Origin of the sequence: Bradyrhizobium sp. HKCCYLRH3099, from assembly GCF_051167855.1 — a bacterium.
In the GTDB taxonomy this organism is placed as follows: Bacteria; Pseudomonadota; Alphaproteobacteria; order Rhizobiales; family Xanthobacteraceae; genus Bradyrhizobium.
Map to the genome: position 1 here is coordinate 31,648 of NZ_JBNPTW010000005.1, position 16,263 is coordinate 47,910.

At 67.8% G+C, this 16,263-nt stretch carries 3 protein-coding genes (1 of these 3 only partly in view); all 3 read left to right on the forward strand.

Annotated features, from left to right (window positions below; translation table 11 throughout):
- Tightly spaced (at most 7 nt apart), the 3 genes in view from ACQR1Y_RS12840 to ACQR1Y_RS12850 form a layout consistent with a single transcriptional unit that may run on beyond the window.
- On the forward strand, positions 1-13,437 hold the 3' portion of the coding sequence (locus ACQR1Y_RS12840; RefSeq protein WP_434876688.1) for a non-ribosomal peptide synthase/polyketide synthase. Its footprint begins 2,958 nt before the window's first position; 13,437 of the gene's 16,395 nt are visible here — the last part of the coding sequence; its start codon lies beyond the left edge, outside the window; it ends in the stop codon at positions 13,435-13,437.
- A 7-nt stretch (positions 13,438-13,444) separates the two neighbouring features.
- Complete coding sequence (locus ACQR1Y_RS12845; RefSeq protein ID WP_434876689.1) at positions 13,445-14,428, forward strand: alpha/beta hydrolase; 984 nt, start codon at positions 13,445-13,447, stop codon at positions 14,426-14,428.
- Positions 14,425-16,170, forward strand: coding sequence for a cyclic peptide export ABC transporter (locus ACQR1Y_RS12850; RefSeq protein WP_434876690.1), 1,746 nt, complete (start codon positions 14,425-14,427; stop codon positions 16,168-16,170). Before ACQR1Y_RS12845 ends, ACQR1Y_RS12850 begins: the two co-directional genes overlap by 4 nt.
- The last annotated feature ends 93 nt before the right edge of the window (positions 16,171-16,263 follow it).

Genomic DNA, 16,263 nt, shown 5'->3' on the forward strand with positions numbered 1-16,263 from the left:
CCGCTGACGGCGCACGGCAAGATCGATCGCGATGCCTTGCCGCTTCCGGCCATCTCATCTGCGGATACGGACTACGTCGCGCCGCAATCGCCGGCCGAAATCGAGTTGGCGGCGGTCTGGGCCGAACTGCTCGGCCGCGAGCGCGTCGGTCTCAACGACAATTTCTTCGAGCTCGGCGGCGACTCCATCATCTCGCTGCAGGTGGTTGGCCGCGCCCGCCAGCGCGGCCTGGTGATCGAGCCGCGCGATCTGTTCCGGCATCAGACGCTGCAGGAGCTGGCGCGGATCGCGCGTCATGCGCAGGCCAGCGCTGTGGCGGCGGAGCAGGATGTGCAGGACGGCGATCCCGTGCCGCTGCTGCCGATCCAGCGCCGCTTCTTCACGGAGGAGGCGGGCGAGCGGCAGCATTGGAACCAGGCCGTGCTGCTCGTGCCCTCGACACGGCTCGACTGGCGCGCGATGGCGCGCGCGATCGACGCGGTCGTGTCGCATCATGATGCCCTGCGGCTGCAATTCCATGAAAGCGACGGCGCTTGGCAGGCGAGCTACGCGCCTGCGCTGCCGGGCGCCGATCTGCTCTGGACCCGCAACGTCGCGGATGCTGCCGAAATCACGGCGGTTGCGACCGAGGCCCAGACCAGTCTTCGCCTCCACGGGCCGCTGCTGCGTCTGGTCGGGATGAATGTCGCGGATGGCAGCCAGCGGCTCCTCATCGTCGTCCATCATCTCGTGGTCGACGGCGTGTCCTGGCGCATTCTGCTCGAAGACATCGCTAGCGCCTATGAACAGGCCGCGCGCGGGACCGGGACGATCGCGCTGCCGCCGAAGAGCCTGTCGGTTGCCTCCTGGGGCATGCGGCTCGAAGCCTATGCGGCCGGCGCCGATCTGGCCGGCCAGCTCGACTATTGGACGACGCGCACCGTCGAGGCCGACCTGCCATGCGACGACGCGCATGAGGATGTCGATCGCGTCGCCGACGGCGAGGATGTCGCCGTCGTCTTCGATGCCGATCTCACCACGCAGCTTCTTAAAGAGACGCCCGCGGCTTATCGGACCCAGGTCAACGATCTGCTGCTGGCGGCACTGGCGCGTGCGGTCCATCGCTGGAGCGGGCGCGAGGAATGCCTGGTCGAGCTGGAAGGCCATGGCCGCGAGGATCTTTTCGAAGGCGTCGAGCTGTCGCGGACCGTCGGGTGGTTCACGACCGCGTTTCCGGTGCGGCTGTCGGGCGCGGCGCGCGACGATGCCGCGCTGATCAAGTCGGTCAAGGAGGAGCTGCGCGCGATTCCCGACCGCGGGCTCGGCTACGGTGTGCTGCGCTACTTGGGAAGTCCCGACCAGCGCGCGGCGTTGGCGGATGTCACGGAGCCGCGGATCGTCTTCAACTATCTCGGTCAGTTCGGCGCGAGTCTGGGGGCGGGCCAAGCCTTCGCGCTGGCGACCGAAAGTGCGGGGCCGTCGCGCAGCGCCACCGCGCCGCTCGGCCGCTGGCTCAGCATCAACGGCCAGGTGCTCGATCGCGAGCTGCGGCTGACCTTCAGCTTCGGTCGCAGGCGCTATCGCCGTGCGACGATCGAGCGGCTGGCTGCATGTTATGACGCAGCGCTGCGTGAGCTGGTCGCGCATTGCCGGAGCGGCGTTCGCGGCCTCACTCCGTCCGATCTGCCGCTCTCGCGCCTCGGCCAGGCCGAGCTGGACGCGCTCGGTGCCACACTCGACTGGCGCGAGATCGAGGACCTCTATCCGCTGTCGCCGATGCAGCAAGGCATGCTGTTCCACGCCGTGCGTGATGGCGACAGCGGCAATTATGTCAGCCAGATTGCGGTCGATCTCAGCGGCGCCGATCCGGCGCGCCTGCGCGCGGCGTGGGAGGCGGTGTCGGCCCGGCACGCCGTGCTGCGGACCGCCTTCGTCTGGCGCGAACTATCCGGCGCGCCACAGCAGGCGGTCTATCGGCACGCGCCCGTTCCCTTCGTCGAGGATGACTGGCGTGACCGGGTCAGCGGCATGGATCGGGCGGCGCGCGACGCCGCACTGGCCGAAGCGGCGAGGGCCGATTGGACCACCGGGTTCGATCTCTCCCGGCCGCCGCTGCAGCGGGTCCGTCTCATCGACCTCGGCGGTGGTGTCCATCGCCTGATCTGGACCCATCACCACATTCTGCTCGACGGCTGGAGCGCGGCCCGGCTGATCGCCGAGATCATGCAGCATCATCGTGGTGCTGCGATGCCGGCACCACGCGGCGTGTATCGCGACTACATCGCATGGCTGCAGCGCCAGGATGCTGCGGCGGCGAGTGCGTTCTGGTCGAAGCTGCTGTCTGGCCTGAATGAGCCGACCTTGCTGGGCGACGCCCTGGGCGGACCGCGCGAACCCGCCACCGGCCATGCCTCCGTGGATCTCGTCCTCGACGCCGCACAGGCCGAGGCGCTTCAGGTCGTGGCGCGCCGCGAGCGCGTGACCTTGAACACGGTGCTACAGGGCGCCTGGGGCCAGTTGCTGCGGCGGCTGACCAACCAGGACATCGTCTGTTTCGGAGCCACGACCTCCGGGCGGCCGGCGGAGATCGCCGGCGTCGAAGAGATGGTCGGTCTGTTCATCAACACCCTGCCGGTGCTCGACGACGCGCACCCGCAGACTCCGGTTGGCGACTGGCTGCGCGGCCTGCAGGCGCGCAATGCCGAGCTGCGTGATCACGGCTGGATGCCGCTGTTCGAGATCCAGAGGCTCGCCGGCCGCGCGGGGCGCGCGCTGTTCGACACCATCTTCGTGTTCGAAAACTATCCGGTCGACGAGGCCTTGCGCGACCAAACAGGCGATGGACTGCGCGCGGATCGCGCCGAGCAGATCTCGATCACCAATTATGCACTGACGGTCGCCGTGTTCGTCACGGAGACCGGCATCCGGCTCGGATTCCGTTACGATCGCAGCCGTTTCGATCAGGCGCAGATCGCGCGGATCCAATCCGCCTTCAAGGTCCTGCTCGCGCAGATCACCTCGCAATGCGATCGGCCGCTCGCCCAGCTGCATGGGCTGGATATGAATGCGGTGCAACGCGTGCTTGGCTGGAGCGCGGGACAGGCCGGACCGAGCGCGTCTTCTGACTTCGTCGACGTTGTGGCGCAGATCGAACGGCAGGCGGCGCTACGTCCCGATGCCACCGCCTTGATCTTCGGACACGAGAGCCTGAGCTATGCGGAGCTGAACGCTCGCGCCAATGGATTAGCTCGGCAGCTTCGTCAGTGCGGCGCTGCTGCTGATACGCCCATTGGGCTCGCCTTCGAGCGCAGCATCGATCTGGTCGTGGCGGTGCTGGCGGTGTTGAAGGCGGGCTGTGGCTATCTGCCGCTCGATCCCGACTATCCTGCCGAACGACTCACTGCGATGCTGCGCGATAGCGGCGCACGGCTCGTCGCCACGCAGACCGAATTGGTCGACCAGCTCGGCCCGGTCGCGAGAGCCTCCGGCATCGATCTGCTTGCGGTCAATGGTTCCGAACGTGATGGCGACGAAGCTTCAGTAGACTGCAGCGATCTCCGGCTTCCCGTGCATGCCGAGGGTCTCGCTTATGTGATCTATACGTCGGGATCGACCGGCACGCCGAAAGGCGTCGCCTGCACACGCGGCGCGCTGGCGGCGCGTCTGTCGTGGATGCAACGGGAATATCAGCTTGAGCAGACCGAGACGCTGCTGCAGAAGACGCCGTTCAGCTTCGATGTCGCCGTGTGGGAAATCCTGTGGCCGCTGGCGGTAGGCGCGCGGCTTGCGATCGCGGCTCCCGGCGCGCACCGCGAGCCGAAGCGCCTGATCGACGCGATCACTCGGCATGATGTGACGACGCTGCACTTCGTGCCGCAGATGCTTGCGCAGTTCATCGCGGAGCCGGATGCTTCTCGTTGCGTCACGTTGAAGCGGCTGTTCTCCGGCGGCGAGGCGCTGTCGATCCCGCTGATGCAGCAGGTCCAGGCCCTGTTTCCAGGCGTCCGCTTCGACAACCGCTACGGGCCGACGGAAACGCTCATCAATGCCAGCTTCTGGCGTTGCCGGGGGGAGCCTGGACCGGGCGTGCCGATCGGCTATCCGATCCCGGGCACGGTGCTGCGCATCCTGGATGCCGGCCTCAATCTTGTCGATCAGGGAACGCCGGGCGAGCTGTATATCGGCGGCGAGGGGCTGGCGCGGGGCTATCTCGGTCGCGCGGCGCTGACGGCGGAGCGCTTCATTCCCGATCCCTTCGGGCCTGCGGGCGCGCGGCTCTATCGCAGCGGTGATCTGGCGCGATGGCGCGACGGCGGCGCGATCGACTATGTCGGCCGGGCCGACCACCAGGTCAAGGTGCGCGGCTTCCGCATCGAACTCGGCGAGATCGAGGCGCGCCTGTTGCAGCAGCCATCGGTACGTTCGGCGGCGGTGATCGCACGCGAGATCGGCGCCGGCCGGCAACTCGTCGGATATGTCTGCGGCGAAGGTGTCGGCGAGGAAGCCGATTTGCGCGCTACGCTCTCGGCCGTGTTGCCGGACTACATGGTTCCGGCGCGGATCGTCAGGCTCGATCGTCTGCCGCTGATGCTGAACGGCAAGGTCGATCGCCATGCGCTTCCGGCGCCCGAAGCGCCGGACGCGCGCCTGCGCGTGGCGCCGCGTACGTCTGCCGAAACCGCTCTGGCGTCGATCTGGGCTGAGCTGCTGCATCAGCCCGACGTCGGGATCACCGACAACTTCTTCGAGCTCGGCGGCGACTCCATCATTTCGCTGCAGATGGTCAGCCGGGCCCGCCGCGCGGGCCTTCTGATCGAGCCGCGCGACGTGTTCAAGCACCAGACCCTCGAACACCTCGCGCGTGCGGCGCGCCTTGTTGCTGATATCGAGACGACGGCGGAGCAGGGCGCCGTTGCCGGCGAACATCCCTTGCTGCCGATCCAGCTGCGCTTCTTCGAGCAGGAGCCGGAGCAGACGGATCATTGGAACCAGGCGCTGCTTTTGCGGCCGCGGCAGCGGCTCGACTGGGATGTGATGCGGGATGCGGCCGTGGCCGTCGTCGCGCATCATGATGCGCTGAGGTTGCGCTTCGAACGGATCGGCGGCGCGTGGCAGGCCAAGCATGGGCCCGCGCTTGACGTCTCCGACCTGTTCCAGACCTGCGCGCTTGACGATCCCTTGGCGGTGACCATCCGCGCCACGCAGGTTCAGGCAAGCCTCTCGCTCGCGCATGGGCGCTTGGTGCGCATGGTCGGCATGGATCTCCCCGGGGGTGAGCAGCGCCTGCTGATCGTGATCCATCACCTCGTGATCGACGGCGTTTCGTGGCGCGTCCTGCTGGAAGATCTTGCGTCCGCCTATGCGCAGCTCGGCAGCGGGACACGGCCGGCGCTGCCGCCCAAGACGCATGCCTATGCGCAATGGGGCGCTGCGTTGCGGACCTTTGCGGCGTCCAACGAGGTCGCGGCCGAGCTGGATCACTGGTCCGCCATCCAGCAGCACGGCGGCGCCCTGCCATGCGATGATGACCGCGCCGAACCTGCCACGATGGCCGATGCGGAAGAGGTGTCGCTCTCGATCGAGGCGGAGCTGACGTCGCGGCTGCTCGGCCCGGTCCACATCGCCTACAGAACTCAGGTCAACGACCTCCTGCTGTCGGCACTGGCGCGCGCGCTGTGGCAGTGGTCCGGCGTCGAGACCGTGGCCATCGAGCTCGAAGGTCATGGCCGCGAGGAGCTCGGCCGCGGGCTCGACCTGTCGCGCACGATTGGCTGGTTCACGACGGCGTTTCCGGTGGCGTTGCCCGTTGGATCGCAAGACCCGGCGTCGCTGATCAAGACCACCAAGGAGATGCTGCGGTCGATTCCGAGGCATGGCCTCGGCTATGGCGTGCTGCGCTATCTCGGCTCCGAGGCGCAACGCGGTCTGCTGGCAGCAGGCCCGCCGCCGCGGATCGGGTTCAACTATCTCGGCCAGCTCGACGACGCGGCGCGCGAGGCCGGGCTGTTCACGATGGCGATCGAGAATGCGGGCCCGTCGCGGGCGGCTTCGAGCTTGTTGCGACATGATATCGCCGTCAACGCGGCGGTGCGCGACGCTTGTCTGCAGCTCTCGTTCGGCTTCAGCAGGACGCGGTATCGCCGCGCGACCATTGACCGCCTGGCCGGCTGTTTCGAGGCCGCGCTTCGCGAGCTGGTCGATCACTGCATAGGTGACGCTCGCGGGCTGACGCCCTCCGATGTTCCGCTGTCGCGGCTGGGGCAGGCCGAGCTCGACGGACTGGCACTGAATTGGCGCGAGGTCGAGGACATCTATCCGCTGTCGCCGATGCAGCAGGGCATGCTGTTCCACGCGTCGCATGACGATGGAACGGGCGTCTACGTCAACCAGGTCACCGCCGAGGTCACTGGTCTCGACTCGGGCAGGTTGCGGCAAGCGTGGCAGGCGGTCAGTGATCGTCATGACGTTCTGCGCAGCGGCTTCCTGTGGCGCGAACTCTCAGGGCCGCCGCAGCAGGTCGTCTATCGGCAGGCCAACATCGCGTTCATCGAAGAGGATTGGCGGGCCCGCGCTGCCGCGCTCGCCCCCTCGGCGCTCGACAATGCGCTGAATGCCGCAGCCGAGCGCGAACGCGCGAAGGGATTCGATCTCGCGCGGCCGCCATTGCAGCGCGTCAGGCTCATCCGGATCGGCGACGGGCGGCATTGGCTGATCTGGACCCACCATCACATCCTGATGGACGGCTGGAGCTCGGCCCGCTTCATCGCCGAGGTGATGCAGCATCACGGCAGCGGATCGCTGCCGGCCCGGCCGCCACGCTACCGCGAGTACATCGCATGGCTGCAGGCGCAGGACCACGCCGCGTCGGCGGCATTCTGGCGCGCCGCCTTGGCCGCGCTCGAGGAGCCGAGCCTGCTGGCGCCGTCGGCCGCGAAGCTGCGCACTGGACACGGTTCGCTTGCGATGACCGTCGATGCCGGCCTCAGCCAGCGGCTGCAGCGGTTCGCGACGCGCGACCGGGTGACGCTCAACACCGTGGTGCAGGCCGCCTGGGCGCAACTGCTCCGCCGTTACACCGGCCAGGCCACGATCTGCTTCGGCGTGACGGTGTCCGACCGGCCGGCCGGACTGGCCGGTGCCGAGGAGATGGTCGGGCTCTTCATCAACACCTTGCCGATCGTCGATCACGCCAAGCCGGAGCAGCCCGTCGGCGCCTGGCTCCGCGACCTGCAGGATCGCAATCTCGCGCTTCGGGATCACGGCTGGATGCCTCTCGCCGACATCCAGCGCATCGCCGGCCGGGCCGGCCGTCCGCTGTTCGACAGCATCCTGGTGTTCGAGAACTATCCGGTCGACGACGCGCTGAAGACGAATGGCGAAGCGGTGAGCGCCAGCCGTACCCGCATTCTCGAGTCCAGCAACTATCCGCTGTTCCTCAGCGTCGCCCTCGATGGCGGGCTACGTCTCGTCGTCAATTATCAGCATCGCCATTTCGACGAGGTGGAGATCGGCCGGCTGCAGAGCGCCTTCGTGCGGTTGCTCGCAGCCATCTGCAACGACGCGGCGCAGGCCGTGGGATGTCTCGCGGATGCCGATCCTGGCGACGCCGCCTTGCTGGCTCGCGTGAACGAGACGTCGAGTCCGCTCAACGCGGTCGGCTTCGTGGCACAGATCGAGCGCCAGGCGGCACGCGTCCCCGCGGCGGTCGCGCTCGCCCAGGGCGAGGTGGCAATCAGCTACGCTGAACTCAATGCACGCGCGAACCGGCTGGCCCGGCGCCTCGTGGCACACGGTGTCGGCCCGGATGTGGTGGTCGGCGTCGCGCTTGACCGGAGCGCGACGATGCTGGTGGCGCTGCTCGCGATCCTCAAATCGGGCGCCGCCTATCTGCCGCTCGATCCGGATTATCCTGCCGATCGCTTGTCTCACATGTTGCGTGACAGCGGCGCCAAGCTGCTGCTGACCGAAGCGCGGCTGAACGACCGCTTCGCTGCTGTGCTGGCTGATGGTGGCACTGAGCCGTGGCTGTTGGAAGAAACAGCGGGCCAAGAAGACGTTGATCCAGGCAATCTGGATATCGTCATTCACCCCGAGAGCCTCGCTTACGTCATCTACACGTCCGGCTCGACCGGATTGCCGAAGGGCGTGATGGTGCGCCATGGCGCGGTGACGAACTTCCTGGCGACGATGGCCGAGCAGCCCGGCGTGACCAGCGATGATCGTGTGCTCGGGCTGACGTCGCTGTCGTTCGACATCGCCGTGCTCGAGCTGTGGTTGCCGCTGACCCATGGGGCACAGATCGTCCTGGCTGATCGGGACGCGGCGCATGATCCGGCCAGGCTGAAGTCGATCGTGTCCCGCCATGGCGTGAGCATGATGCAGGCCACGCCATCGACCTGGCGGATGCTGCTCGACCATGACGAGGCATCCGATTGGCTGCCGCGCGGCTGCAGGCTGCTGAGCGGCGGCGAGGCGCTCGCACCTGACCTGGCGCTTCGGCTGGTCGCGCTGGGCGGAGAGGTCTGGAATCTGTTTGGACCGACCGAGACCACGGTGTGGTCGGCGCGCCATCGGCTCGATGCCGTCGATCCCCTGCCTGTGCTCGGTGGCCCGATCGGCAACACGACGCTGCATGTGCTCGATGGCGATCTCAACCACGCTCCGGTCGGCGTGGCCGGCGAGCTCTTCATCGGCGGCGAAGGTCTGGCGCGCGGCTATTGGAATCGCGCGGCGCTGAGCGCGGAGCGCTTCATTGCCGATCCGTTCGGTGCTCCCGGTGCACGGCTGTACCGGACCGGCGATCTCGCCCGCTGGCGTGCCGACGGCGTGCTCGACTATGTCGGCCGCGCCGATCATCAGGTGAAGATCCGTGGCCACCGCATCGAGCTTGGCGAGATCGAAACGCGGCTGCGGACGCTGCCGGGCGTGCGCGACAGCGTGGTGGTGGCCCAGGCGCTCGGGGGCGGCCGGCAGCTGATCGGCTATGTCAGCAGCGAAGACGCGCTCGATGGTGCGGACCTGCGTGCGGCTCTGGCCGCGATGCTGCCCGACTACATGGTGCCGGCGCGCGTGATGGTGCTGCCGCGGCTGCCGATGACACCGAACGGCAAGATCGATCGCAAGGCGCTGCCGCAGCCGGATACGCGGCCTGCCGATGTGCAGCGCGTCGCGCCGCGTAACCCCACGGAGGCCGCGCTCGCGGCGATCTGGTCCGAGCTGCTGCAACAGCCCGACATCGGTGTCACCGACAATTTCTTCGAGCTCGGCGGTGACTCGATCATCTCGCTGCAGATGGTCAGCCGCGCGCGCCGTGCCGGTCTCGCGCTGGAGCCCAGGGACGTGTTCCGGCTGCAGACGATCGAACTGCTCGCGCCGGTCTGCCGCGACCAAAGCGACGCCCACAAGGCAGCCGCGCCGACGCGTGCAGTGCTGTCGGGGCTGACGCCGGAGCAGCTCGCGCGGCATGGTCTGGACGGCGACGGGATCGAGGACGTCTATCCGCTGTCGCCGATGCAGCAGGGCATGCTGTTCCATAGCCTGCGCGACGTCGGCAGCGGCGTCTATGTCAACCAGATCAGCGTCGAGATCGGCGGCCTCGACGGCGAACGGCTTCGCGAGGCATGGCAGGTGGTGTCCGCACGCCATCCGATGCTGCGCACCGGATTCCTCTGGCGCGAGCTGGCGGGCGCGCCGCTGCAGGTCGTCCATCGCGAGATCTCGGTGCCGTTCGTCATCGACGACTGGCGGGGCGAGGTCGTCGACGAGGCCCGTCTGTCCGCGGCATTGGCGGCGGAACGTGATGCGGAATTCGACCTGGCCGTGCCGCCGCTGCAGCGTGTCCGCCTGTTGCGACTGGACGGGGATCGTCATCGCCTGATCTGGACCTACCATCACATCCTGATGGACGGCTGGAGTTCGGCGCGCTTCATCGGCGAGATCTTGCAGTGCTACGCAGGACAGCCGCTCGCATCGCGCGCGACGCACTACCGCGACTATATCGGCTGGCTCGTGGCGCAGGATGCCGCTGTCGCCGAGCGCTTCTGGCGCGGACAATTGGCTGCGTTCGATCAGCCGACGCAATTGGCCGGCGCATTCGGCGCGCGCCACCGCGATGCCGGTGGTCACCAGCGCTGCTACACGCGGCTCGACGAGCGCGCCACCGCGGCATTGAAGGCGTTCGCCCGTCGCGAGCGCATTACTGTCAACACGGTCATCCAGGGCGTCTGGGCGCTGCTGCTGCAGCGTTACACCGGCCAGCAGACGGTAACCTTCGGCGTCACGGTCTCCGGCCGTCCCGCGGCGCTTGACGGCGCCGAGCAGATGATCGGCCTGTTCATCAACACCTTGCCCGTGATCGAGACGCCGCCCGCGGCCACCGCGGCCGGCGATTGGCTGCGGGCGATCCAGAGCCGCAACGTGGCGATCCGCGACTTCGAGCAGACGCCGCTCTACGACATCCAGAGCTGGGCCGGGAAGGCCGGCGAGACGATGTTCGACAGCATCATCGTGTTCGAGAACTATCCGGTCGAGCGCGGCCTGCTGCAGGGCGACCACGGGCTGCAGTTCGGCGGCCTGCGCAATGTCGACGTCACCAATTATCCGATGGACCTGTCGGTGGTGGTCGAGGACACGCTGCAGGTCGAGTTCACCTATATGCCGAGCCACTTCGCGGCTGACGAGGCGGAGCAGATCCGCGCGCAGTTCGAGCATCTTCTGACCGTGCTGGTTCGGACGCCGGAGCGCCCGCTGGGTGCGATCGGCATGGCGTCGGCTGCGGACGTGGAGCGCGCGCGTGTCTGCAACGATCAGGCCGTGGCGGCCGCATCATCGCCCTTCGTCCATGAGGCCATCGCCGCCCAGGCGCAGCGCAGCCCCGAAAGGATCGCGCTGACGATCGGCGGCACGGACGTCAGTTTCGGCGAGCTCGATCGCCGCGCCAACCGGCTGGCTCACCAGCTGGTGGCCGCGGGCCTTGCGCCCGACCAGCGCGTCGGCGTGCTCGTCGAGCGCAGAGCCTCGACGATGGTGGCGCTGCTGGCTGTCCTGAAGGCGGGGGGAGCCTATGTTCCGCTCGATCCGGAGCTTCCGCCGGACCGTCTTGCCTATGTCATGCAGGACTCCGGCATGACGATCCTGCTGGCGGGCTCGGGGATCGCCGAAATCGATGGGGTCCGCCGCATTGACCCGGATGTAGTCGGCACCGGGCCGGACGATGCGCCTCGCATCCGTCTGCATGCCGACAATCTCGCTTACCTGATCTACACGTCGGGCTCGACCGGACGTCCGAAGGGCGTCGCGGTGACGCACGGCCCGCTCGCGATGCATTGCCGCGCGACGGCCGCGCTCTACGAGATCGATGACAGCTGCAGCGAGCTGCATTTCCTGTCGCTGGCGTTCGACGGCGCGCATGAGCGCTGGCTCACGGTGCTATCGCAAGGCGCTCGGCTGGTCATGCGCGATGCGGAGCTCTGGACGCCCGAGCAGACCGTCGGCGTGCTGCACGCCGAGCGCGTCACGCATATCGGCCTGCCGCCGGCCTATCTCCAGCAGGTCGCGGAATGGGTGGAGCAGGGCGGCCATCCGCCGCCGGTGAAGCTGTATTCGTTTGGCGGCGAGGCGATGCCGAAGGCCGGCTTCGACAAGGTGAAGCGCGCGCTGAAGCCGCAGATCCTGATCAATGGCTATGGGCCGACCGAGACGGTCGTGACGCCGCTGGTCTGGAAGGTCGACGGCGACACGGAGTGCACGAAGGCCTATGCCCCGATCGGCGTTCCCGTCGGCCGCCGCACGGCCTACATCCTCGATGGTTCGCTCAACCTCGTTCCGGCTGGCGCCGCCGGCGAGCTCTATATCGGCGGCTTCGGACTCGCGCGTGGCTACCACGGCAAGTCCGGCATGACCGCCGAGCGCTTCGTGCCCGATCCATTCTCTTCTGATGACGGCGCAAGGCTGTATCGCACCGGCGATCTGGCGCGCTGGGATGACAGCGGAACGATCGAGTATCTCGGACGCAGCGACGATCAGGTGAAGATCAGCGGCTTCAGGATCGAGCTCGGCGAAATCCAGTCGGCGCTGCTGCGCGAGCCCACCGTCGCACAGGCGGCGGTGATTGCGGTCCCCGGCGCTGCAGGAAGCCAGCTGGTGGCCTATGTGTCGCCGCGCGACATGCGCGATGCCGCGGCACCCGAGCGGCTGGCCACGGCGCTGGTCGACGCGCTGCGCCGGACGTTGCCGGCCTACATGGTGCCGGCCAGGATCATCGTGCTCGAGCGCCTGCCGACGCTGTCGAGCGGCAAGGTGGACCGGCGCGCGCTGCCTGCGCCGGATGCCGCGCCGGCCAGCGCCTTCGTCGCGCCGGAGACTGCCGCGGAAATCGCGATGGCGAAGCTCTGGGCCGAAGTCCTCGGTGTCGCGCGCGTCGGCGTCACCGACAATTTCTTCGAGCTCGGCGGCAACTCGATGCTCAGCCTGAAGGTCATTGCCCGGGTGCGCCGTGACCCGGTCCTTGGTGGCGAGATCAAGCTGCGCGATCTGCTGCAGAAGCCGACCATCCGCGCGCTGCTCGGCGAGCAGCCCGTGGCCGCGGCGACGCCGTCGGCCCTGCTGCCGCTGAATGGGCCGGTGGCCGGCGTGCCGCCGCTGTTCTGCCTGCACGGCGGCTTCGGGACCGTGTTCGACTATGCGCCGCTGGCGCGCCGTCTGGAGAGGCGGCGGCAATTGATCGGGCTGCAGTGCCGGACGCTGATCGCGCCGGACTTCGCCGATCGCTCGCTCCAGGCCATGGCGGTCGACTATGTCGACGAGATCGTGCGGACGCAGGCGGAGGGGCCGTATCACCTGATCGGCTGGTCGCTCGGCGGCCTGATCGCCTGTCTCGTCGCGGCCGAGCTCGAGCGGCGGGGCGCAACCGTCGCCCGCCTCGGGCTCGTCGACAGCTTTGTCGCGCGGCCGGGCCGGCAGCGGACATCGGAGCCACATTGGACCGACGATCTGCTCGGACTGCTGTCCGTTGCCGCGCCGAGCCTGCAACCGTCGATGATCGAGGGCGAGACCGCGCAGATGCGCCTGGTCGGCACGCCCGAAACCGACGAGGCCATCAGGCGCCTGGTCAGCGGCGCGATCGGCGGGGCGTCGTCATGGGTTCGCGAGCGGCTTCCGGGCGTGGACGACATCGTCGGCGCATTCCGCGCGGGACGACACCTGAAACGATTGGCGCAGGACGCGGACTGGCCAGAACGCCTCGGCGCGGTTCCAAGCTGCTGGTGGACCTCGCATCGGACCGCGCAACGCGACTGGCTGACGGCGCGCTTCCCTCACGCAGTGGATCTCGGCGTGGCCGGTGACTACCACTTCGCGATCCTTCGACATGAAGCCCTGCTGTCCGCGATGTGCTCCTGGCTCGACACGCGCGATCCGGCGCGGACGTCGCCCGCGCTGCAGTCAGAACCAGCCGAATGAGGTGATCATGAGCCTTCATCCCGATATCGCGGCGTTGCTCGAGATGATCCAGCTGGGGACGGAGTCCGGCGTCCGCGTCCCGTTTCCGCAACTGACCCCGGCGCAGGCGCGAGCTGATTTCGATGCCTCGTCGCCGCTGCTGGATGACGATCCACCGCCGCTCGCGCATGAGCGCGAGCTCCGACTGTCGACGCGCGACGGTGCGGCGATCGACGCGAGGCTTTATGCGCCCCGGCGCCCCGACGTGGCCGATCCGATGCCGGTGCTGCTCTACATGCACGGCGGCGGTTTCGTCGTCGGCAGTCTCGAGTCCCATCAACCGCTGTGCCGCGGCCTGGCGCAGGACAGCGGAGCGGCCGTGCTGTCGATCGCCTATCGGCTCGCGCCCGAGCATCGGTTTCCGACGGCGTTCGAGGATTGCGTCGATGCACTCGGCTGGATCGGACGCGAAGGGCCCGCGCTCGGCCTCGACCCGCGCCGTGTCGCCATCGGCGGCGACAGCGCGGGCGGCACGCTGGCGGCGGCGCTGGCGATCGCCGCGCGGGACGACCGCGGTCTGCCGCAGCCGGTGCTGCAGGTGCTGGCCTATCCCGGGCTCAGCCCGCAGCAGGTGTCGGAGTCCTATGCGAGGTACGGTGCGGGTTATCTGCTCGAGCGCGAGACGGTGGACTGGTTCTTCAACCACTATCTCCGCGGTGATGCCGACCGGCATGATTGGCGCTTCGCGCCGCTCGCCGCCACCAATCTTGCGGGCGTCGCGCCGGCGATGCTGCTGCTGCCCGAGTTCGATCCACTGGCGGACGAGGGGCACGACTATGCCAGACGGCTGCGCGCGGACGGCGTGGCCGTCGATCTCAAGGTCTATACGGGCATGATCCACGAATTCCTGCGCATGGGCAATGTCGTGCCGGATGCGCTGCAGGCGCGCGCCGATATCGGCGCCAGCCTCAGGACCGCATTCGCCGCCAAGTCGGGAGCCGGCCAGCCATGACGACCTCAGCCAATCCCGGAGTGACTCATGTCGGCGTCCTGTTGCGGCCGTACTGGATGCTGCTCGTCGTGGCCATCCTTCTCGGGCTGCTCGGCGGCGCCAGCGTCGCTGGCCTGCTCGCCGTGGTGAATCGCGGTCTTTATGCCGGGGCAGGGGATGTCGGCGGACTGGTTGCGTCCTTTGCGGGTCTCTGCGTCCTCGTCGTGATCGGCTCGGTCGGTTCGGACATCAGCGCCAATCTGGTCGGGCAGCGGATCATCGCCTCGCTGCGCAAGTCGCTCGCCGCCAAGATCCTCATGGCGCCGATCGATCAGCTCGAATCCTATCGGTCGCATCGGCTGATTCCGGTGCTGACCAAGGACGTCGACGCGATCAGTGATTTCGCCTTCTTCTTTCCGGCCTTCTTCGTCTCCGGCGTGATCGTCGCCGGCTGCCTCGTCTACCTGGCGGTGCTGTCCTGGCCGCTGTTCCTCGTCACGTCCGCCCTGATCGCGCTGGGATCGTTCGTGCATTTCCTCGCCCGCAGGCGCGGCATGACGGGGTTCAATCTCGCGCGTCAATATGAGGACGATCTGCAGAAACACTACCGCGCCATTGCCGAAGGCGCCAAGGAGTTGCGTCTTCACCGCCCGCGCCGCCGCCATGTCCATGTCGATCTGATCGAGCGGACGGTCGACCGGATCAGCGACGTCCAGATCAAGGCCATCAATCTGCTCGTCACCGCGCGTGCGCTCGGGACCGTGCTTCTGTTCCTGGTGATCGGGACCGCGCTGGTGCTGCGCCCGCTGCTGTGGCCGGACAGTCCGGCCTCGGTCTCCAGCGGCTTCGTGCTGGTGCTGCTGTTCATGCGCGGGCCGATCGACCAGCTGATCGGCATGCTGCCCTCGCTCGGCCGCGCGCAGGTGGCGATGCGGCGCATCGCCGACATGTCCGACAAGTTCGCGACGGCCGAGGCCGATCTGCTCGCGGACCCCGCCCCACGGCCTGCGGAGCAGATCGAGTCCATCGAGCTGCGCGGCGTCTCCTATGCGTTCGAGACGCCTTCGGCCGGACAGCCCTTCACGATCGGACCGCTCGATCTGCGCATCCGACGCGGCGAGATCGTCTTCATCGTCGGCGAGAACGGCAGCGGCAAGACGACGCTGATCAAGCTTCTGCTCGGGCTTTACGTCCCCGATCGCGGCGTGGTGCTGCGCGACGGCAAGCCCGTGGTGAGCGACACGCGCGATGACTACCGGCAGCTCTTCACCACGGTGTTCTCGGACTACTATCTGTTCGATACGCTTGTCCAGCAGCAGGGCAATCCCCGCGCCGACCTTGCGCAGCACTATCTCGATCGTCTGGACCTCGCCCACAAGGTCTCGATCGACGGCGGTGCTTTCTCGACCACGGATCTGTCGACCGGCCAACGCAAGCGCCTCGCCCTGATCAATGCCTGGATCGAAGGACGGCCGGTGCTGGTCTTCGACGAATGGGCCGCCGACCAGGATCCGGCATTTCGTCATGTCTTCTATACGGAGTTGCTGGCCGATCTGAAGCGTCTCGGCAAGACGATTGTCGTGATCTCGCATGACGACCGTTATTTCCACTGCGCGGACCGGATCGTGCGCCTGCGCAACGGGCTGATCGACGTCGAGCCGATAGAGGAGCGCAACGATGCCGCAAGGCGGACAGGACCGCGCGCGGTGTCTCTGCACAGCGCGGCGATGTCGCACGCACCGGCGAACGCAGGTGATTTGTAACTAATCTAAACGCAGCGCTGCGGACATTCTTGTTTTGGCTGTCCGGAACAATCTACATCCTGAGCGGGAGTAAACTGTGGTGAACGCCCGCGC